Here is a 22,064-nt window from a genome sequence, read left to right as displayed (position 1 = left end):
ATTATTGAATCAGGTAGATACGGTGGTCATAGAATCGGGAAAGAAAACTTTGATATACAGAAATATTTCTGACAACATCATTCACTGTACCTGTGGGGTGACGGGAAGTATCATAAAGCCCTCCCCCTTAGGAATTGAGCCGCCTGCAAGCGGGGTCTTTCAGTATGACAGGACCAATCATTTCCATATATTTGGAAATGGCACCCTTAAGGCGGAGATCAACAGAAAAACAGGAAAGACATACTGGAGCCACAGCGGGTCCGGGAAGCTGCTTTTTGAAGAGACAGACAGGGAGCTTTATGAGATCCCTGTCTATCAGCATACCACAAAAGGGGAAGCCCCTGAAATCAAACGGGTAAAGACCGTTGATGGAGAGCGTATCTTTATCAATAACCTGGTGCAGGAAGAGGTAAGGACCGCTTACAGGGGGAAGTTGTGGTTTGAGTGGCAAAGGGATGAAAAGCTTCATGGGCTGGGGCAGGGAGAGGAAGGAATCTATGATTACAAGGGTTCTGTTCAGTATCTCTACCAGCATAACATGAGAGTTCCTTTTCCTGTCCTCATTTCCGACCGGGGCTATGGCCTGTTGTTTGACTGCGGGAGCCTGATGACCTTTAATGATGATAAAAGAGGCTCTTATGTATATTTTGACACGGTGGATCAGCTTAGCTATTACATTGTCTATGGACCTGATTTTGACCAGATCATAAAGGGAATCAGAAAGCTGTCCGGGAGAGCGCCCATGCTTCCCAAATGGTCCTTTGGGTATATCCAGTCCAAGGAGGCATACCATACCCAAAAGGAGCTATTAGATGTAGTCAAGGAATATCGCAATAGAAACATTCCCATTGACGGAATTGTTCAGGACTGGAACACCTGGGAAGAGGGGAAATGGGGCAATAAGCTTCTGGACAAATCCCGGTATCCTGATTTTCCCGGGGCAGTGAAAGACTTGCATGAGAAAAACGTTCATGTCATGGTCTCTGTATGGCCCAATATGGACCCCAGTACGGAAAACCACAAGGAATTTTTGGATAAAGGATTGCTATTACATGATTTATCCACCTACGATGCTTTTAATCCAAAGGCGAGAGCCGTATATTATAAGCAGCTGAAAGAGGAGCTGATTGCGGCAGGCGTGGATGCCTGGTGGTGTGATTCCACGGAGCCATTTTGCGGGCCTGACTGGAAGGGAAGCTTTCGTAGGGAGGCCTGGGAGCGGTTCCTGCTGGTGGGGGAAGAGCATAAGAAATACCTTGATCCTGCTAAGGCCAACCTATATGGGAAATACCATGCAAAAGGAATCTATGAAAATCAGAGGAAAGAGAACCATAATAAGCGAGTGCTGAATCTGACCAGATCCGGCTATGCCGGCTCTCAGGCCTACGGAACGGTTCTTTGGTCCGGGGATATTACTGCTACCTGGGAAACTCTTAAATTGCAGATGAAGGAAGGGCTTAACTTCTGCATGAGCGGACACCCCTACTGGACACTGGATGTGGGGGGCTTCTTTGTGGTAAAGGACAACTGGAGAAAAAGGGGCTGCAACTCAAGCAATGACCCGGAACCCAAATGGTTCTGGCAGGGCGGCTATGAGCAGGGAGTGGATGACAGGGCATACCGGGAGCTTTATGTGAGATGGCTGCAATTTTCCCTCTTTCTTCCCATGTTCCGTTCTCACGGAACGGATACCCCACGGGAAATCTGGAACTTCGGAGAGCGGGGCACCATGTTTTACGATGAGATTGAACGATGTATCCGTCTTAGATATAAATTAATGCCCTATACTTACTCCCTGGCTGGACGGGTCATGCTTCAGGACTATACCATGCTTCGAAGCCTTCTGTTTGATTTTCCGGAGGATGAGACGGCAAAGGGAATTTCCTCACAGTTTATGTACGGAGATTCCATCCTGGTGTGCCCGGTGACAGAGCCTATGTATTACGAAGCGGAAAATATCCCTCTGGAGCGGGAACGAACCTGGCGGTGTTATCTGCCTCTTTCCTGCGGCTGGTATGATTTCTGGACCGGAAATTATTATGAGGGCGGCCAATGGATCTTAGCAGAAGCTCCTATTAACAAGATTCCTGTGTTCGTCAGGGAAGGAGCCATCATTCCCATGGAACAGGGACTCCATTTTGCGGATGAGGTGGTTGATACTCCATTTGAATTTCACATATACGAAGGAAAAGACGGATCTTTTCAGCTGTATGAGGATTCGGGAGATGGGTACGATTATGAAAAAGGAATCTATAATCTTATTCCGGTCTCCTGGGACGATAAAAAAAGAGAACTGTCCCTTGGTAAGAGCCGTCATTCCTTTCCCCAATCAATTAAGGGACGAAGCTGCGTGATACGCACCTCAGGAGGAAGGGAAATGTTCTTTTCCTACGATGGAACGGAAACAACCGTATCATTATCATAGAAATAAACAGGAAAACAAAAAGGCCATCATTCATGATTTCTGGAATGGCGGCCTTTTTCTATGACTTATGGTTCTGCTTGCGCATCGCCTTCTTATTGATTATAATACTTAAGACTGATTAAAAGAAACAATGTAATTGCAGGTGAAAGCAGGGAGGAATAACAGAAAAAGGGGCTCCTTTTACTGGAACATACTATGAGCAAATTTATTGGAAATAAAAGATTTTATCAGATGGTGCTGTCCATTGCCATCCCCATTATGATACAGAACGGTATTACGAATTTTGTCAGCCTTTTAAATAATATTATGGTTGGTATGGTGGGAACGGAGCAGATGACCGGAGTTGCCATTGTTAACCAGCTGATGTTCGTATTTAACATCACTATATTTGGAATCATATCAGGTGCCGGGATTTTTGGTGCCCAGTTTTATGGCAGCCAAAAGCATGACGGAGTGAGGCACGCGTTCCGGTTTAAGATTATCTGTTGTCTCATTCTTACAGCATTTGCTATGGCTCTCTTCTTTTTTTGCGGAAAAGATCTCATTGCCTTGTACCTTCAGGGCGAGGGAAATGAGGCAGAACGGGAGATGGTTCTTGGCTATGGAAGACAGTATATGCTGATTATGTTAATCGGCATGGTACCATTTGGAATTGAACAGGCGTATACCAGTACCCTTAGAGAGTGCGGTCAGACCGTTGTTCCCATGAAGGCCGGAATTGTTGCCGTGCTTGTAAATGTGACCTTGAATTTTATTTTGATCTTTGGCAGATTCGGTGCCCCGGAGCTTGGAGTTATGGGTGCTGGTACAGCCACTGCGGTAGCAAGATTTATAGAGGCTGGAATCATTATTTCATGGACTCACAGCCATAAAAAAAGAAATCCATTTATTGTGGGAGCGTATAAAAGCCTTTACATTCCAGGAAGCCTGGTCAAAAAGATTCTCATTAAGGGTACTCCTCTCATGGTCAATGAAGCGCTTTGGGCTGCCGGTATGGCAGGACTGATGCAGTGCTATTCCATCAGAGGCTTAGTGGCAGTGGCGGGTCTTAATATATCCGGTACCATTGGTAATGTGTTCAACGTGGTTTATCTGGCCATGGGAAGCGCGGTTTCTATTATCGTAGGCCAGCTTCTGGGAGCTGGAAAGCATGAAGAGGCAAGAGATACGGATACGAAGCTGATTGCATTTTCCGTTTGCTCGGGACTTATCATCGGAATGATTTTAATGGTTCTGGCACCGTTATTCCCCATGGTCTATAACACCTCGGATGAGGTAAAGAAATTAGCCGTACAGTTTATCCGTATCCTGGCATTTTGTATGCCCATTAATGCATTTATGAATGTTTCTTATTTTACCCTTCGTTCCGGTGGAAAGACCATTGTTACCTTCTTCTTTGACAGCGTGTTCATCTGGGTAGCCAGTATTCCGGTTGCTTATACCTTAAGCCGGTTTACAGATATTCCAATCGTCCAGCTGTACTTCATGTGCCAGATGGTGGATCTGATCAAATGCGCCATTGGCTTTGTTCTGGTGAAGAAGGGCGTTTGGATTCAGAATATTGTTCTGGAGGAAGGCTAGGTCTTAACTGCTTCCGGTTTTGAGACGGTGACATGCCAAGGAGGCTTTTAAAGACCCGGTTAAAATGAGTGACGTTTGAAAAACCAACCTCCCGGCTGATGTCCGTGATGGTCTTATCCGTCTCCAGAAACATCCTCTGTGCCTGGATAATGCGAAGGTTATTTAAGTAATGAATGATGGTGCTGTTGGTATAACGCTTAAATTCCCGGCACAGATAATAGGGACTGATATAAAACCTGGCAGCCAGGTCATTAAGAGTGATGTTCTCACTGTAATTAAGATGAAGGTAATGAAGAATTTCGCTGATGCGCCCGGACTGTTCCGGTTTAATGGACTCTCCGGACCGCCTTGCCAGCTTGATTAAAAGCTGATTTAAAAGCATTTGCATGGCTTCTGTTCCATAGCCATCTCCTTCATCCTGTTCCTTAAGAATCTCCTTTAACAGCTGATGAATGAGAAGGCTGTCCTTTTTATCAAGACGGTAAACGCCAGAAGAGGTGCCTAAAGCCTTTTTAATCTCAGGAACCAGAATCATATCCGGGGTGAAATAGACCAAAAGCCGTTTAAAGGCCACGCCGCTGTCTCCGTAGGAGTGATGCATCACATAGGGAGGAAACAGGATCAATTCCCCGGATTGAATGGAGTAGATATGTTCATTTACCATATGGTAACGGTTTCCGTATTCCAGATAGTAAAGCTCGAAATATTCGTGATAATGGGACCGTTCCATGTTGTCATCCACACCCTGGATGCGTTCGCTGGCAATGGATTTACCCCCAGCCATTAAAAAGCCTGCAGAATCGATCAACGTTTCGCTCCTCCTTTCGAATTCTTATGATAGGGACATTATATCTGTTTCTTGACCTGTTGGCAATGAGACAAAAAAAAGAGTTAATGATAAATGATATCAATAAACCCTCTTGATTTTTTCTTGTCCCTATGCTAACATAAGGTTAGTTAGCCGACACTAACTACGTGTGAATATTCTATACATCAGACTAACCCTCTGAGATTCTCCTTCATTGACCCATGAAGGATCATGACTCCTACGAAAAGGCCCTCCTTGTTACCGCATGACAAGGACGGCCTTTTTGATATTATTAAATTTTTTATTGTTACATTCCGATCATATCAAACTGTTCAAAGGAGATTAACAGTGTGGAATCTTTTTTCGGATTTGGATATTTTATCTGTACCGATTTTAATGTCTGGCTGTAATACCAACCGGAATCTGCCTGTTCAAATTTCTTCCTGTGCAGGAAGTGGGGCAGTAGTTCTCCGTCAAGGGTCACAAAGAAAGGTGCCTTTTCTCTCTGAATCACATCCAGATGCAGGGTTTCCACTGTGGTTTTAAAATTTCCCTCCTGCTTAAATTTAAGAACCGTCTGCTCTCCAGCCTTCATATCAATATGAGTTTTTAAATAAGCTCCCTTTTCATAATCCATAGAATGACCATCATCCTCATACAGGGTGAAGCGATTGTCCTTATCCGCTGCAATCAGGAGATGAAGACCGGTAATGATTTCTGTTGTTACATTATTAATCTGGTTTAAGGCCATGGGAATAATGGCTCCGCCCCGGACAAAGAGAGGAATACTCTCGATGGTAACAGGAATCTTAATGGTCTGTCCGCCTTCATACCGTTCTCTTGTGTAGAAGTCATAAAAAACTTCTCCCTCAGGCAGATATACTTCCCGGAACTGGGCGCCCTTTTCCACCACATTGGCAACCAGAAGAGAATCGCCGGTCATAAAATCAATGCCTTCCTCGTAGCATTTCGGGTCGTTCTGAAACGCACTGCACATGGGTTCCATAATAGGATGACCAGTTTCATGGGCACGCTCCATAAGTGAATAGAAATATGGAATCATGCGGTAGCGGAATTTCATGGCGTTACGGATATATTTGGTATAGTTTCCGTACATCCAGGGCTCTGTTACCGTGTTGTCTGTATTCACGGAGTGAACGGAAAAACGAGGCTGGAAGATGCCGTTTTGCACCCAGCGGACCATTAATTCCGCCTCTGGTGATGTGCCGTAAAAGCCGCCGATATCACAGCCCTGATTGGCAACTCCGCTTAAGCTCATTCCTAAGATGGTTGCAATGTTATATTTTAAAGAATCCCAGCAGGTCAAATTGTCTCCTGCCCAGGTCTGAGCATAGCGCTGGATTCCACTGTGACCGGAACGGCAGACGATAAATGGTCTTGTATTGTCAAAGGTCTCGTGAATGGCCTCGTCGGTGATATGGCACATTAAGTTGGACATTACGGATTTTAACTGCCCGATGGTGCCGCCCTTTCCTTCAAAGTCGCAGCGGCTGTCCTTGTCCACCATGCTGTCGTATTCACAGTTGTCATTCCAGATGGAATTCGTGCCCATCTCCAGGACATTTTCTTTTAACAGCTTCTTCCAGACGGTTCTTGTTTTTTCTTTCGTGAAATCGGCAAATACGCCCTTGCCGCCCCACCAGGTTCCCACTCCAGGCTCGTCCTTTTCACTGTCTTTTACAAAGATATCCTCTGCCTTCATCGTTTCCAGGTCTGGATGGGATAACAGGATGCCTGGCTTTACGTTTGGTGATACGGTAATGCCACGTTTTTTCATTTCCCTAAAAAAGTTCTTTGGATCTTTAAAACGGTCCTTGTTCCAGGTGAAGACGCAGCGCTTGATGCCATCCTTTGTCTCAATGGAGGTGTAGCCGGAGGAGAGCTGAAAGCCGTCTGCCGGAATGTCTTCTTCCCTTGTGGTATCAATAAATTCTAAGATCGCGTCATCACAGTCCTTGGGAAGCTCCGGGTAATACATGGAGGAACCAAGATAGCCCAGGGCATAGCGGGGAAGAAGGGCTGATTTTCCCGTCAAATCCGTATACCGTTCCACTACGCTCCGTACCTGTGGTCCTGCAATAAGGAATAAGTCGATGTCGCCGCCGTCGGCACGGTAGCGGCTGTGGGGCTTCCAGTAGTTGCTCTTTTCCCGGCCCATATCAAAATCACATTCGTAGGTGTTGTGATAAAAATAGCCTACTGCCTTTTTGGTATCCTTATTCAGCTTAATGTAAAATGGGATATGCTTATATAAAGAGTCTGTTTCCTTCGGGTTATATCCCATGGCATCCTTTGGGCTCATGGAAAGGAACTTCTGTGCCTTGTTCCATTCCCCGCTCTTTTCACCAAAGCCGTAAAAGCAATCTTTCGGTGAAATTTCGCTGGTATGGATTCGTCTGTGGTTGCTGTCCTCCATATAGCCAAGGTCCACGATATCGGAGTGGATGCAGGTTCCTTCCTTGTCATAGATGCAGATACGGAACGGGTCTTTTTCAATGACCACCTTTAAAAGCGCTCCCTGTAGGATTACGGAGTCTCCCTGGTCAGACAGGCTGGCAGAAGCAGGTGTAATCCGCTTTCTCATACTGCCAAGGAATTCGTCCATACGGTCTTCCCATGCAGTGGTGACGAGGCTGTAGGATTCTTCTGCAAAATCCCCGTCAAACCCTGCCCGGATGCGGATGATGGAATCGGTAAAAAACATGAGGCGGATCTCAATGGAATTGGTGAGAATCCGGAAATAAGAATCAGAGGAAATCACTTCTTTTACAGCGGTACAAAGCTTCATATGGTATCTGCTCCTTTTAGTAAATGTATCATAAGTTTCTGCTATCATCATAAAGAAAACGTCATGCAAATGCTAGACGGAAATTGCAGTTTGACGGGTAAAACTATACATATCTTGCGCTTTTTTCTGACGAAATATAAGGCATTCCCAGTGTAAAATGGGCAAAATACGTTTTATACTGAGAATAACAGTGCAATTTCCGTCTAGCTTTCACTGATCTTTAAGCATATAATAAGAAAAAACAGTAAGGAGGACCAGCTCATGGCCAGCATGAATTGTCATTACTATAGCTTTTCCCTAAAGCGCACAGTCGATGTAAATGTAATTATCCCAACCCCGGAAGGAAACGAGCAGATCACCAGTGAAGAAACGAAAAAGGCGTACCCTTATGATACAGGACTTCCTGTTCTTTACCTTCTTCATGGTGCCTATGGAGATTACAGCTCCTGGATGAGGTTTTCCAATATTGAACGGTATGCACAAAAGCATTGCGTTGCAGTGGTGATGGCTTCTGCGGATAACAGCTTTTATCAGGACATGTATCTGGGAAATAATTATTTTACCTTTTTTACGGAAGAGCTTCCTGCTTTTGTGAAAAGTATTTTTCCAATCTCAAAGAGAAGAGAGGATACCTTTGTGGCAGGTCTTTCCATGGGCGGCTATGGCGCCTGGTTTCTTGGGCTTTCAAAGCCAGAGCAGTATGCAAAGGCAGCCAGCTTATCCGGTGCCCTTGATATCGAGATGACTTATGAAAGAACAAAAAACGAGGAAGGCGGTTCCCCATTCCGCTGGGACTTAATTTTTAAGAATCCAGCGGATGTGAAGGGAAGCGACGCTGACCTGATTACCCTTTATGACCGCTGTGAGAAGGCCGGGAATCTTCCGGAGCTTTACTTTGCCTGCGGCACCGAGGACTTTGTGTATGATATGAATGCTGTCATGAAGGCACAGCTTGATGCGAGAGGATCTAAAGCTGTTTACGTGGAAGGCCCCGGCAATCATGACTGGGACTTCTGGGAGGCGTATATCCAGAAGGTGTTACAGTGGATGTTACCCCTATAAATGATAATTCTTTTCGTGTGCACTTCTTGCATTTTTAATCATATTATGGTAATATAAATACAGTTAGTTTTGGCTAACTGCGTGTGAATATTCTAAATCAGACTAACCCTCTGATTGCATCCTTCATTTGACCCGTGAAGGATCATGACTCCTGCAAGAGAGCCGTACTGGTTACCGCATGACTGGACGGCTTTTTTTGCGCCTATTTTTACTGAATGGCCCAGGCAAAAGGAGAGCAAAATGGTGTAATTGTGAGAAGCCCTTATTGTATACAGGAAGTGATTTTCTTGTAATAAAAGGCGCAATGGGCTATAATTGTGGGAGAAATGAAAGTTGGAGGAATACCATGAAATCTTTGATTATAGCGGAAAAACCCTCGGTAGCAAGGGACATTGCCCGGGTGCTTCATTGTACCAGGAACCAGAACGGAGTCATTGAGGGAGATAAATATATTGTGACCTGGGGGCTTGGCCATCTGGTCACCCTGGCAGACCCGGAGGATTACGATCCCAAATATAAGGAATGGAAGATGGAAGATCTTCCGATGATGCCGGACCGGTTTAAGCTGGAGGTCATCAAGCAGACGGGAAAACAGTACCGTGTGGTAAAAACCCAGATTCACAGAAACGATGTTAATGAAATCATCGTTGCCACAGACGCCGGAAGAGAAGGGGAGCTGGTGGCAAGGCTGATTCTTGAAAAGGCAGGGAATAAAAAGCCTATCAAACGGCTTTGGATTTCCTCGGTTACGGATAAGGCCATTAAAGAAGGCTTTGCCAAGCTAAAGGACGGGCACCAGTACGATGATTTATACGATGCTGCCATGTGCCGCGCCGAAGCAGACTGGCTGGTTGGCATCAATGCCACCCGTGCCCTTACCTGCAAATACAATGCACAGCTTAGCTGCGGCAGGGTCCAGACTCCTACTCTTGCGATTATTGCAAAAAGAGAAGAAGAGATTAAAAAATTCATTCCTAAGCCCTACTACGGAATCACGGCTAAATGTCAGACTCCTTCCCTTACCTTTACCTGGAGAGATGAAGGCTCTAAAAGCTACCGCTCCTTTGATAAAAACCGGGTAGAAGCATTGCTTTTAAAGATGAAGGAAGAGAAGGAAGGCGTGGTCACCGAGGTAAAGAGCGTGCCAAAGAAGACGTATTCTCCTCAGCTTTATGACCTGACTGAGCTTCAAAGAGAAGCCAACCGACGCTTTAACTATTCCGCCAAGGAGACCTTAAATATCATGCAGAGGCTGTATGAGAACCATAAGGTCCTTACCTATCCGAGAACGGATTCCAGGTATTTGAGTTCAGATATTGTGCCCTCTATTAAGGAAAGGCTGGAAGCCTGCAGCGTTGGGCCTTACCGGAAGCTGGCTGGCAGACTGATCAATCAGAAGATTGAGGCAAAGTCATCCTTTGTAGATGATAAAAAGGTATCCGACCATCACGCCATCATCCCGACAGAGCAGTTTGTCCAGATGGATCACATGACCATTGACGAGAGAAAGATCTATGACCTTGTAGTCCGCAGATTCATCGCCGTTCTTTATCCACCCTTTGAGTATGAACAGACGGAGCTCTTTGTGGATTTAGGAGGTGAAAAGCTGGTGGCTCGTGGAAAAACGGTAAAGACCTCTGGCTGGAAGGAAGTCTATGAGAACCAGGATGAGGAAGAAGAGGAGCAGGAATTAAAGGAACAGAATCTGCCTCTTATTAAAAAAGGAGACCGCCTTACCTCCCTTACCCTATTAATGACGGAAGGAAAGACAAAACCGCCGGCTCCATTTAATGAGGCCACTCTTTTGTCTGCCATGGAAAATCCAGTTTCCTATATGGAGACGAAGGACAGGGATATGGCAAAGACCCTTGGAGAGACCGGAGGACTTGGAACCGTAGCAACAAGGGCTGATATCATAGAAAAGTTATTTTCCAGCTTTCTTCTGGAGAAAAAGGGGAAGGACATCTTCGTCACCTCCAAGGCAAGACAGCTTCTAACTCTGGTGCCAGAGGATTTAAAGAAGCCGGAGCTTACGGCTGACTGGGAGATGAAGCTTTCTGAGATTGCCAAAGGAACGAGAAAACGTGCTGCATTTATGAAGGATATCAGACAGTACTCTGAGGAGCTGATTCATGAGATCAAGGCGGGAGAAGGCCGTTTCTCCCATGATAACCTGACCAATAAAAAATGTCCTGACTGCGGAAAACTGATGCTGTCAGTAAAGGGTAAAAACAGTGAGATGCTTGTCTGCCAGGACAGGGAATGCGGTCACCGGGAAGTGATATCAAGAACCAGCAACGCAAGATGTCCGGTCTGCCATAAGAAGCTTTCTCTGAATGGAAAAGGAGATGGACAGATCTTTGTCTGCCGGTGCGGCTATAAAGAAAAACTATCTGCCTTTAAGGAACGCCGGACCAAGGAAGGGGCCGGGGTATCTAAAAAGGATGTGGCGAAATATATTAATCAGCAAAACAAGGAAGCAAAGGAACCGATAAACAGTCCATTTGCTGCGGCATTTGCAAAGCTGGATCTGGGGAAAAAGGATTAGGAAGTTAAATAAACCGGGAAGATCAAATGAAATCTTTCCGGTTTTGCCATTGTTTCTTTCTTTTTCAAAGGGAAGGTAAAACTTTAGTAAAATTTTACTTTGCTTATTGACGGTACCAGAGAGTCCAATTATAATGAAATCTGAAAGGTGAGGATATAGGTTATGGCTACAATTAAAGAAATTTCACAGCTTGCGGAGGTTTCCATTACAACCGTATCCCGGGTGCTCAATCAGGATGAAACCATTGTGGTGAGCCCGGAAGTGAAAAAGAGGATATTTAAGATTGCCCACGAATTAAAATATGTCCCACCCAGGATGCGTCATACGCAGAAAAAAAGAGAAATTGTCATTGGTGTGGCTGACTGGCACATTATCCGCAAGGACCGGACAAACATCAGGCTTTCCTCCCTGGACATAATCGTTAAGTCCATGTCAGGAAACAGTGAGGTACGATTCGAACGCATGGATAAGGGAACGCCCGGACAGTACGACGGAATCATTGCATTTGGTGTTTTTTCCGAAGAAGAGATGGAATTTCTCCGGATGCAAGGCTATGCCATCGTATTCATCAATTCCGATCCTAAGGATTATGAATATGACAGCATTGTCATGGACTTTAATAAGGGAATCCATGAGATGCTATCTTACCTTGTGGATCAGAAAAAGTACCGAAGTGTTGGTTACATAGGAGGTCTTTACGAAGAGGGTCAGGTAAAGATCGGCTACCGCAGATTAGAGGGCATCAAAGCAGCTTTCAACCAGAAGGAATTATACGAAGACAAATATTTCTATCTGGGAGATATCAGTAAGGAAAGCGGCTATGAGCTGGCTAAAAGAGCGGTGGAATCCGGATGTCTTCCGGAGGCGGTTCTATTAGGAAGTGAAGAAGTGGCAGAAGGAGCGTTAGAAGCTTTTTACGATGCAGGACTTCGGATTCCTAAGGACGTTGCAGTGGTCATCTATAAGGACATTGAGACTCTGGAATCCAAATGGCCTACCTTCACTAAGGTCCGCATGTTCCCGGAAATCGTCTGGCAGACAGCCATTAAGCTTTTGCTTGAGCAGATCAGGGAAGGGCGAAAGGACAACATGACAATTTATCTTCCGACCAAGCTGGAGGTCGGAGACAGTGCGTAAGTCGTAAAACAAGAGAACCGATGAATCACACGAAAAAGGAGAGCAGTATGAGAAAAACAGTTTCTGTATTAATGGCAGCAGCACTCTGCGCAGCAATGATCGGAGGATGTTCAGGCGGCAGCAAGCAGGCAGGTGCAACCACCGCAGCGACTACCCAGGCAGGAGCAGAAAGTTCCGCAAAGACAGGCGATACAAAGGCAGAGAATAAAAAGGTAGACAAGCTCAACGTATATTTCGTACCTTCCAGAGAGCCACAGGAAATCGTAACCGCAACAGAGCCGTTAAAGGACATGCTTAAGACAGAGCTTTCAAAAGAAGGTTATGATATCGGTGAGGTAGTGATTACCGTTGGAACCAGCTATGAAGCAGTTGGAGAAGCGCTTTCCGCAGGTACTGCTGATATCGGTCTTATTCCTGGAGGAACCTATGTCCTTTACGATGACGGCGCAGATGTACTTCTTACAGCGACCAGAGATGGTTTAAGCAAGAATTCTGATGCTGCAAAAGACTGGAACGACGGAAAAGCAACAGAGGCTACCACAGAGCAGGCAACCTCTTACCGTTCCCTGATCATTGCAGGTCCTTCCGAAAAAGGACAGGAGCTTGCAAAGAAGATCAACAGCGGCGAAGCTCTTACCTTTGAAGATTTAGACGGAGCAAACTGGAGTGTTATGTCTTCCTCCTCACCAGCAGGATACATTTACCCTTCCTTATGGCTTCAGGACAATTTCCAGAAGAACATTTTAAATCTTTCCCATGCAGTTCAGTCTGATTCCTACGGTAGTGCATTTGCAAGACTTGCTGCCGGACAGGTAGACGTTCTTTGTACCTACGCAGATGCCCGTAGAGATTATGAGGAAAAATGGAAAGCTGAGTACAACAGAACCGGCTCCATCTGGGAAGAGACCAGTGTCATTGGTGTAACTCCTCCTATCTTTAACGATACAGTAAGCGTAAGCAAGACTTCCAAAATCATGGATGATGCATTCAAGAAAGCTCTTTCCAATGCATTCATCAACATAGGCAAGACAGAAGAAGGCCAGAAGGTCATTGCAATCTACAGCCACAAGGGATATCAGGAAGCAAAGAGCGCTGATTATGACAATGAGCGCAAAGCACAGCAGATGATTAAGGAATTAAATGCAAAATAAATAATACATACAGGCTGCGGGGGCGTCGTAAGGGGTAACAATTGCGGCGCCTCCGCTCTTTGTGCATGGAAATGAGGAAAAGTATGATTGAATTTAATCACGTAAGCAAAAAATATCCCAACGGCTTTGAGGCTTTAAAAGATATTAACTTAACCATTGAACAGGGAGAATTCGTGGCAATCATCGGTTTATCCGGTGCGGGAAAGTCCACCCTTCTTCGGACCATTAACCGTATGCACGACATTACAGAGGGAAGCTTAACCGTAGACGGCACCGATGTAATGCAGCTTAGGGGTGGGGAGCTTAGAGGCTTCCGCAGAAAGATCGGAATGATCTTCCAGTCCTTTAACCTGGTAACAAGAACAAGAGTCATTAATAACGTTCTCATGTCAAAGGTGCCGGAGCTGTCCTTCTTTCGTGCCCTGTTTGGCATTTATCCAAAGGAAGATAAGTTAAATGCTCTGGAAGCTCTTGACAAGGTGGGAATTCTCGATAAGGCATTCGTCCGTGCAGACCAGCTCTCTGGTGGACAGCAGCAGAGAGTTGCCCTTGCAAGAACTCTTGCTCAGAATCCCCAGATCATCCTGGCCGATGAACCGGTTGCCTCTCTTGACCCGGTAACGGCAAAACAGGTCATGGGAGATTTCCAGAGAATCAATAAGGACATGAACATCACCATTCTTTTAAATATCCATCACGTGGATCTGGCACTCCAGTATGCCAGCCGTGTGGTAGGCATCCGTTCCGGCGCCATAGTCTATGACGGCCCAGCATCCGAAGTAACGGAGGAAATCTTAAACGAGATCTATGAAGGAAAACAAAAGGAGGCCGAAGGATGAGTGTATATGACAAGATATTTCCTCCCAGGAAAATGGAATTGTCAAATGGGAAAACCGTCTATAAGCCAGCGTCCAGACTTCCTCTCGTCGCCTTAATCGTTGTGCTTTTTACCATACTTTCCGTAAAGATCACTGGCTTTGACCTGGCCGTTTTAAAGGAGCGGGGTTACCAGTTTTTTGTCATCCTTGGAATGATGATTCCACCAGCATTTTCCTATAGCTCCCAGGTGTGGGAGCCCCTGTTTGACACGGTGAAAATGTCCCTCTTAGGAACTGTTGTAGGTGCTGTCACTGTCATACCATTTGCCATGGCTGCTTCCACCAATATCATTAAAAATTCTGCCTTAGTCGGCGTGGTAAGACTGTTTTTAAGCATCGTAAGAACCCTTCCCACCCTGGTGACCGCTCTTGTTGCGACCTATGTTTTTGGACTGGGTACCTTGGCAGGAACCACGGCAATTGCAGTGTTTACCTTTGCCTATATGGGGAAAATTCTTTACGAAGAGATTGAAACTGTGGATATGGGCGCCTTTGAAGCCATGGAGGCCATTGGAGCTACCAAAGTAAGAGCCTTTGCAAGTGCCATTATTCCACAAGTCCTGCCGTCCTATATCTCAAACGGTCTGTTCTGCTTTGAGGGAAATGTCCGTTATGCAGCCATCCTAGGCTACGTGGGAGCAGGAGGCCTTGGACTCATTCTCAATGAAAAGTTAGGCTGGAGAGAGTATCCAAGTGTAGGTATGATTTTACTCATGCTGTTTGTAACCGTATTTCTCATTGAATCGGTGAGCCGTTATTGCCGCAAGAAACTGGTATAGGAGGGCGTACATATGAATAAACAAATTGAAAAAGCATACGCCGAACGGCCAAAGAATACAGTATACCAGATTGCAGTGTCTGTCATTGTTCTGGCGTGTATCTTATGGTCCGGTTCCGCGGTAGAGATATCAAAGGGAGGTCTTGGTGGCCTTTCCATTGCTGGAAATATTTTAAAAGGTATTTTCCATCCAGAACCTAAGCTATTGTTTAACTTAACCATTCAGGGAGTGCCTTATCTCCTGCTTGAAACAGTTTGTATTGCATTTTTAGGAACGTTGGTAGGTGCATTTTTAGCCATTCCCCTGTCATTTTTATCGGCGTCTAATTTAATGCCTGCACCCATTGCATACATAAGCCGTCTGATTATTATGGCAATTCGTACGATTCCGGCTTTTGTATACGGACTTATGTTTATCCGTGTCAGCGGACCTGGGGCATTTACCGGACTTCTTACCATGTCTGTCTGCTCCATCGGAATGGTTTCAAAGATGTACATCGAAGCCATTGAGGATTTAGACACCAGGATTTTAGAGTCCTTAGATGCCTGTGGCTGTACCACCTTTCAGAAGATACGCTACGGCATTCTTCCACAGCTGATTCCAAACTTCGCCTCAACGGTGATTTACCGGTTTGATATCAACTTAAGAGATGCTACGGTGCTTGGCCTGGTTGGTGCCGGCGGTATTGGTGCTCCCCTCATCTTTGCTATGAATTCCTACCGCTGGAATGAGGCAGGAGCGATTTTAGTAGGGCTTATTGTGTTGGTTCTCCTGGTGGAATACATCTCCACAAAAATCCGTGTAAAGCTGGCCAGGGGGTGATTTTATGAAACGAAATGCAACCATTTATTACACCTCAGATGTTCATGGATTCCTGTTTCCAACCTCATACGGAGACAAGGAAGAAAAGGCCATGGGTCTGTTAAACTGTGTATCCAACTTTAAGAAGGACGGAAATACCCTTATTTTTGACGGTGGCGATACGCTTCAGGGTTCTCCCATGGCCTCTTACATTATGGCAAAGGGAGGCGAGGCTCTTGAATCCGAGCCCATCGCCCTTGTGTATAATGAGGCAGGGTATGATTGCGTGGTTCCGGGAAACCATGACTTTAACTTTGGATATGAACGCCTTTCCCATTATTACAATGCGTTACATGGTGCCTGTCTCTGTGCCAATGTAGAAGATCTGAAAGGTGAATTAAAGCTCTCCAACAGCAAAATCTTCACTCTGGAAAATGGCCTTCGGCTCGGTGTAACAGGCGTTGTTACCGACTATGTCAATGTTTGGGAACAACCGGAGCATCTTCAGAATATAAAGATAACAGATGCATTTATGGCCGCAAAGAAGGAACTGTCCCTTCTTAAGGAGCATTGTGATGTCACCATCTGTATTTATCATGGCGGCTATGAATGCGATCTGGAAACTGGTGAGGTCTTAAGCACCAGCGGTGAAAACGTAGGCTACCGGATTTTAAAAGAGCTGGACTATGATATCCTCCTTACCGCTCATCAGCATATGCCGGTATCTGGAAGAGAGATCTGCGGGACCCATACCCTTCAGGTAATGGCCAATGCCATTCAGTATGCCAGGATTGAGATTACAGTCTCAGAGGGCAAGGTTTCTGTTGAATCTACCATTTGCCCGGCGGGTGATCACCATGAGGAAGAGCCCTATAAGACCCTTCTTCCATTGGAGGGAGAAGTCCAGAAATGGCTTGACGTGAGCATCGGAAGATTAAAAGAACCGGTCTTAGAGATGAGTAAGCTTGATATGGCAATGCACGGTTCTGGAATCGCAGATTTATTCAACCAGATACAGCTTTTCTATTCCGGGGCTGATATTTCCTGTGTGGGCCTTGGCAATACTCCCATGAGTCTGCCTGAGCACATTACCATGCGGGATCTGGTGAGGGTATACCCCTTCTCCAACACCCTGGTGGTTCTATCTGTTGATGAGACGGCCCTTAAAAAAGCCCTGGAACGCTGCGCCGAATACTTTACCATTAAGGATGGTGCCATTGAAATTTCTCAGGTATTCTTAAATCCAAAGGTGGAGCATTATAATTACGACTATTTTGCAGGAATCACCTATGAGGTAGATGTAACAATGCCGGTTGGAAGCCGGGTAAGGTCTATTTTATATCAGGGAGAACCGTTAAATGGCCGGAGCTTAAGCCTTTGTATGAGTGATTACAGAGGGAGCGGCACCGGGGGCTATGAGGTGTATAAAACGTGTCCCGTGTTAAAGCGGCTTGGCACAGATGTCCCTGAGCTTGCCCTGGATTATTTAAAAAAGCACCCGGTGGTAGAGCTTCAAAAAAATGGGAGCATCGTCATCCGCAGGTAAAAGGCTGTCCGCACCAAAATGACAAAAAAATTCCAGTTGGACTTTAAAAATTTTACTTGACAAAAAATGATTCATGCTTTAGTCTAGCTATATACTTCATAAAACGAAGTTAACAATAATTTTCAAGGCAAAGAAGCCATAACAATGTGCAGCGTCGCACAAGGTTATGGCTTAATTTTTTTACCCAAAATTAAGAAAGAGGTGCTTTTTTATGGATCACGGAGATTTTTCATGGATGCTTGTTTGTTCCGCTCTCGTATTTATCATGACCCCGGGGCTGGCATTTTTTTACGGAGGTCTGGTAAAACGAAAAAATGTTGTAAACACCATAATGTCATCAGCCATCATGATGGGAGTTGGATCAATTCTTTGGGTTTTGATCGGTTTTTCCCTCTCCTTTAGTGGAGATATTGGCGGTGTCATCGGAAATCTTAACTGGTTCGGCCTTAACTTCGATACCTTTGCCGACACCACACACCCTTACCCCAATACCCTTGTATTCGCTATCTTCCAGATGATGTTCGCCATCATTGCTCCCGCACTTATTACCGGTGCTGTGGCAGAGCGAATGAAATTCAGTTCTCTGGTTATTTTCGTGGCATTGTGGTCTATCATCGTGTATTATCCCCTGGCTCACATGGTATGGGGCGGTGGATTCCTGTTCCAGATCGGCTCCGTTGATTTTGCAGGCGGAAACGTAGTTCATATTAGTTCTGGAGTCAGCGCATTGGTTCTTTCCTTCCTTCTTGGAAAGCGTAGAAACCTAGGCAAGGCACCGTATCACCCCCACAATGTACCTTTTGTATTTTTGGGAGCAGCGCTTCTCTGGTTTGGCTGGTTCGGCTTTAACGGAGGCAGTGCACTGGCAGCCAATGAGCTGGCAGCTCACGCATTCATGACCACCAACACAGCAGCAGCTTCCGCACTTCTTTCCTGGATTCTTATAGAAGTGATTAAAAATGGAAAGCCTACCCTGGTAGGAACCTCTACCGGTCTTGTTATTGGTCTGGTCGCCATTACTCCTGGTGCAGGATTTGTACCAATCTGGGCAGCTATCATCATCGGAGCACTGGTAAGTCCTATCTGCTATTACTTCATCAACGTGATTAAGCCTAAGTTTGGTTATGATGACGCACTTGATGTATTTGGATGCCACGGCATTGGTGGAATCTGGGGCGGTATTGCTACTGGTATCTTTGCAAATACCAAGATTAACTCCGCAGCGCCATGGAATGGTCTTATATTCGGAGATCTGACTTTGTTCCTTCGCCAGCTTGCAGCCATTGTTATTACCATTATCATTGCCATTGTAGGAACCCTGATAGCCGCTAAGATCGCATCTCTGATTACCAAAGGAATCAAGGTATCCAATAAGGATGAGATCATCGGACTTGACGTTTCGGAGCATGGAGAAACTGCTTATCCGGCATTTAATGGTATGGACTAAGAGAAGGGGGATTGTCTCATGAAGAAAATAGAAGCATTTATCCGTCCGGAAAAGCTGGAGGATATTAAAGAAATCATGGAAGAGCAGAAGTTAAACGGCTTAAGCATCAGCCAGGTCATGGGGTGCGGAAATCAGAAGGGCTGGACAGAATTTGTCCGCGGCGCTGAGGTCGATTATAACTTCCTTACTAAGATTAAGATAGAAATGGTCGTGGCTGATGACCAGGCAGAAACGGTTATCAGTGCGATTACCAAAAAGGCTTATACTGGAGAATTTGGTGATGGAAAGGTCTTTATTTCCGATATTCAGGATGCGGTTCGTATTCGTACCGGAGAGCGCGGGGAAGACGCGATTAAGTAGTTTCTTCTATATAATGGAGCAGTGAGCTGGAGTTGCAACCAGACACTGCTTTTTTAGTGGGGGAAGAATAAATATGGTATTTGCAATTTTTATATGCATGTAGGTATTACTGTCGTTCTTCGGGTTTAATGATGCCGCAACAACCGCCAGTTCAAGACTTGCAATTGGGTAAGATATCTGGTTAAAGAGTATAAGGAAGCCTGCGTACATCGTAGATGCAAAAAGGCTGCCTGGAACGTCATCTTTCATTAAGCTTTCCAGACAGCTTTTTTTGATACTAGATTGTGGGAAGCTGCGCTTTATAAAATTTTCCAAACTACGAAAGGTTTTGCATATTGATATTTTATAGTTTACCCTTTTACATTGATATGCTTGTTTCGGTATGAAGGAACAGTAAAAATGTTATTTCAGTATTTGAATTTAGGAACACAAAATAGAAATAAATCAATAATATTTGTAAGACTACAATTCGAATATCTTATTTATGAAAAATATTCACTATAAGCTTCCTCAGTAGTCTGTACGTTCTTTAAATATACAATCTGCCCCTCATCATTCATACGAACAATGTCTATACCCGCTTTTGCATACACCGTGCCATCTGCCGCTTGACCGCATACTGCCCAGTTGGTCCTGTAGCTGCCGTCAGACTGAAGGACCCATGCATCCCACATATGCTTAATGTCCTTGTTGTTCTCATAAAAGGTCTTAATAACCCCCTCAAATCCTTTACGGCTGCCACGGCTGGAAACAATTTCAGCATCCTGCGTGAACAGGGACAATAAGTCCCCCTTAGCCCGATCGTCAGTGCGAGAAGCATCATATAAACGGAAGTAGTTATTTAAAATCGTTATGTTTCTATCCGTGTTTATGGAGTTGTTGTTTTCTGTTGCTGCTATGTTCATTGTATTTCCTCCTATGGTTTATACTGTCTGATACAGTATGGTTTTATAGTTCGAAAAATTTCGAACTGTATGACATGAGTAGAACTATATCACACTTATTTAAGAAATGCAATAATAGTTTGAAAAATTTCGAACATTGAAAAAAATTATTTTATGTGTTAAGATTTACATTATGAGAACATTAACAATACCTACAGCTTCGGAGATGAGTCTGACAATGGTCTGTAATGCACTAGGTGACCCGTTACGTATGAAGATTGCGTACTGTCTTGCCAGTTTTGACGAGAGAGACTGTTCCGCTTTTAAATTGGACCACATCCCCAAATCAACATTATCCCATCACATTAAAATACTGCGTGAAGCTGGCATTATTCAGCCGCGCATCGAAGGCAAACACCACTTTTATTCGCTCAGAAAGGATGATTTAGATTCCCGTTTTCCTGGTTTAATTGATATGATATTGCAAACAGGAGGCTTAGGATAATATAAAATAAAACAGTTAAAACCGGCTGACCCCATTCTGTTGAGGCATTTATCGGAAACTAGTATATAGGTCCTTTTTAGATGGTTTGTGAGGCAGGTAAATAAGAGGGATGATAAAAGTGTGTTATAACACAGAAAAACGGCAGAAATGCCGTTTTTTGTTTGGAACTTAGCAAACATATTTTATGTTAGCCATAGAAGTTCTAGAAAAAATAGATAATTAATGTGACATTACAAAATATTTTAGCATCATAATAATGTTATCAGGCAGCCTAAAAGATAAAGGCTGTTTTTTGTTTGCATATTTATATGAATTCTTTTTTCATATATCATCACTGATATAAACAGAAAGGGTAATATCAGTTAAAGTAAAGTATTTTTATTTTTAAAATAGGTTGCTCTAAATGATATTGTATACCTGTTAATTTTAGAGAACCTTTATCTCAAGTTATAAAACAATGTAGTATTTCGCTTTCCCATATAGGGCATCAGAGGGCACTGGTCTAGAAAAATTTAAAAATATGTATACTAAATTATAAAATACAGAAATTGATATGTATTCATAAGATTAATTTATAGGAAATCATTTATATAATACAATCATTATTATCATAAGTTAAATGGAGCCACCGGTCCGACAGGGGATACTGGCCCTTCTGGAATGACAGGCCCTACCGGAGCAATGGGATCCACAGGAAATACCGGTCCGATAGGAGCCACCGGTCCCACAGGAGCTATGGGCCCAACAGGAGATTCGGGCCAGGTAGGAGAAACAGGTCCGACGGGAGCTACCGGTCCGACGGGAGAAACAGGTCCGACAGGAGCCACAGGTCCAATGGGAGCCACCGGCCCCACAGGAACCACCGGTCCGATGGGAGAAACAGGTTCGATAGGAGAAACTGGCTCAACGGGAGCTACCGGTCCGACGGGAGAAACAGGCCCGTCTGGAGCCAACGGTCCAACCGGGGAAACGGGTCCAGTGGGAGCCACAGGTCCAACCGGAGAAACGGGTCCGACGGGAAGTTCCGGTCCTACAGGAGAAGCGGGCTCAACGGGAGCCACAGGTCCAATGGGAGTCACCGGCCCAACTGGAGAAATTGGCCCAACTGGAGCCACAGGTCCGACAGGAGTTACTGGTCCAACTGGAGTTACTGGTCCAACTGGAGAAACAGGTCAAACGGGAGCCACTGGCCCGACAGGAGCTACCGGCCCCACGGGAGTGACCGGTCCGACAGGAGCTACCGGCCCAACGGGAGTCACGGGCCCGACAGGAGCTACCGGCCCCACGGGAGTGACCGGTCCGACAGGAACTACCGGTCCAACAGGAGAAACCGGCGCAACGGG

General features: G+C 45.1%; 17 protein-coding genes and 1 pseudogene. 14 read left to right on the top strand and 4 right to left on the bottom strand.

Annotated elements, in window-relative coordinates; genetic code table 11:
* Nucleotides 1-4: 4 nt before the first annotated feature.
* Entirely contained in the window at nucleotides 5-2,425 is a 2,421-nt protein-coding gene (locus T546_RS0119655; protein ID WP_242842265.1) for a glycoside hydrolase family 31 protein, read from the top strand.
* 195 nt (nucleotides 2,426-2,620) lie between these two features.
* Complete coding sequence (locus T546_RS0119650) at nucleotides 2,621-4,006, top strand: MATE family efflux transporter (protein WP_026893100.1); 1,386 nt, start codon at nucleotides 2,621-2,623, stop codon at nucleotides 4,004-4,006.
* Here the strand turns inward: T546_RS0119650 and T546_RS24065 are convergent.
* A complete protein-coding gene (locus tag T546_RS24065; RefSeq protein WP_034600048.1) occupies nucleotides 3,933-4,814 on the bottom strand; it encodes a helix-turn-helix domain-containing protein in 882 nt (293 codons plus the stop codon). The genes T546_RS0119650 and T546_RS24065 overlap by 74 nt on opposite strands.
* 307 nt (nucleotides 4,815-5,121) lie before the next feature.
* A complete protein-coding gene (locus T546_RS0119640; RefSeq protein WP_026893099.1) occupies nucleotides 5,122-7,623 on the bottom strand; it encodes a glycoside hydrolase family 31 protein in 2,502 nt (833 codons plus the stop codon).
* Between the two features lie 261 nt (nucleotides 7,624-7,884).
* Here T546_RS0119640 and T546_RS0119635 point away from each other — a divergent pair, with 261 nt between their 5' ends.
* The 10 genes from T546_RS0119635 to T546_RS0119590 all read left to right on the top strand — a co-directional run bounded on the left by T546_RS0119635 (nucleotide 7,885) and on the right by T546_RS0119590 (nucleotide 19,332).
* Nucleotides 7,885-8,685, top strand: a complete 801-nt coding sequence (locus T546_RS0119635; RefSeq protein WP_026893098.1) for an alpha/beta hydrolase — start codon at nucleotides 7,885-7,887, stop codon at nucleotides 8,683-8,685.
* A 346-nt stretch (nucleotides 8,686-9,031) separates the two neighbouring features.
* Complete coding sequence (locus T546_RS0119630; protein WP_026893097.1) at nucleotides 9,032-11,233, top strand: DNA topoisomerase III; 2,202 nt, start codon at nucleotides 9,032-9,034, stop codon at nucleotides 11,231-11,233.
* Between the two features lie 162 nt (nucleotides 11,234-11,395).
* Nucleotides 11,396-12,370: a LacI family DNA-binding transcriptional regulator gene (locus tag T546_RS0119625; RefSeq protein ID WP_026893096.1), complete on the top strand. Its 975-nt coding sequence runs from the start codon at nucleotides 11,396-11,398 to the stop codon at nucleotides 12,368-12,370.
* A gap of 47 nt (nucleotides 12,371-12,417) precedes the next feature.
* Entirely contained in the window at nucleotides 12,418-13,521 is a 1,104-nt protein-coding gene (locus T546_RS0119620) for a phosphate/phosphite/phosphonate ABC transporter substrate-binding protein (RefSeq protein ID WP_026893095.1), read from the top strand.
* Nucleotides 13,522-13,604: 83 nt separating this feature from the next.
* On the top strand, nucleotides 13,605-14,360 hold the full coding sequence (phnC, locus tag T546_RS0119615; RefSeq protein WP_026893094.1) for a phosphonate ABC transporter ATP-binding protein: 756 nt from the start codon (nucleotides 13,605-13,607) through the stop codon (nucleotides 14,358-14,360).
* Nucleotides 14,357-15,178: a phosphonate ABC transporter, permease protein PhnE gene (gene phnE, locus T546_RS0119610; protein WP_026893093.1), complete on the top strand. Its 822-nt coding sequence runs from the start codon at nucleotides 14,357-14,359 to the stop codon at nucleotides 15,176-15,178. The genes phnC and phnE (T546_RS0119610) overlap by 4 nt, the downstream gene beginning before the upstream one ends.
* A gap of 12 nt (nucleotides 15,179-15,190) precedes the next feature.
* Nucleotides 15,191-16,000 (top strand): phosphonate ABC transporter, permease protein PhnE, encoded by an 810-nt coding sequence (gene phnE / locus T546_RS0119605; protein ID WP_026893092.1) that lies wholly within the window; start codon nucleotides 15,191-15,193, stop codon nucleotides 15,998-16,000.
* Between the two features lie 4 nt (nucleotides 16,001-16,004).
* Nucleotides 16,005-17,525, top strand: coding sequence for a bifunctional metallophosphatase/5'-nucleotidase (locus tag T546_RS0119600; protein WP_026893091.1), 1,521 nt, complete (start codon nucleotides 16,005-16,007; stop codon nucleotides 17,523-17,525).
* Nucleotides 17,526-17,736: 211 nt separating this feature from the next.
* Nucleotides 17,737-18,972, top strand: a complete 1,236-nt coding sequence (locus T546_RS0119595) for an ammonium transporter (RefSeq protein ID WP_026893090.1) — start codon at nucleotides 17,737-17,739, stop codon at nucleotides 18,970-18,972.
* Nucleotides 18,973-18,990: 18 nt separating this feature from the next.
* Nucleotides 18,991-19,332 (top strand): P-II family nitrogen regulator, encoded by a 342-nt coding sequence (locus T546_RS0119590; RefSeq protein WP_026893089.1) that lies wholly within the window; start codon nucleotides 18,991-18,993, stop codon nucleotides 19,330-19,332.
* Nucleotides 19,333-19,338: 6 nt separating this feature from the next.
* On the opposite strand, the gene T546_RS0119585 is transcribed toward T546_RS0119590, so the two are convergent.
* Both T546_RS0119585 and T546_RS0119580 read right to left on the bottom strand, forming a co-directional pair.
* On the bottom strand, nucleotides 19,339-19,581 hold the full coding sequence (locus tag T546_RS0119585) for a hypothetical protein (RefSeq protein ID WP_026893088.1): 243 nt from the start codon (nucleotides 19,579-19,581) through the stop codon (nucleotides 19,339-19,341).
* A 233-nt stretch (nucleotides 19,582-19,814) separates the two neighbouring features.
* Nucleotides 19,815-20,237, bottom strand: coding sequence for a nuclear transport factor 2 family protein (locus T546_RS0119580; protein ID WP_156951378.1), 423 nt, complete (start codon nucleotides 20,235-20,237; stop codon nucleotides 19,815-19,817).
* A 250-nt stretch (nucleotides 20,238-20,487) separates the two neighbouring features.
* Here T546_RS0119580 and T546_RS0119575 point away from each other — a divergent pair, with 250 nt between their 5' ends.
* On the top strand, nucleotides 20,488-20,721 hold the full coding sequence (locus T546_RS0119575) for an ArsR/SmtB family transcription factor (protein ID WP_242842264.1): 234 nt from the start codon (nucleotides 20,488-20,490) through the stop codon (nucleotides 20,719-20,721).
* Between the two features lie 681 nt (nucleotides 20,722-21,402).
* Nucleotides 21,403-22,064 (top strand): annotated as a pseudogene (locus T546_RS24060) (hypothetical protein); the annotation flags it as partial.

The organism is [Clostridium] aerotolerans DSM 5434, assembly GCF_000687555.1.
GTDB classification, from domain to species: Bacteria; Bacillota; Clostridia; order Lachnospirales; family Lachnospiraceae; genus Lacrimispora; species Lacrimispora aerotolerans.
Note: the sequence above shows the minus strand (reverse complement) of the source record. Positions and strands in the feature narration are given on the sequence as shown.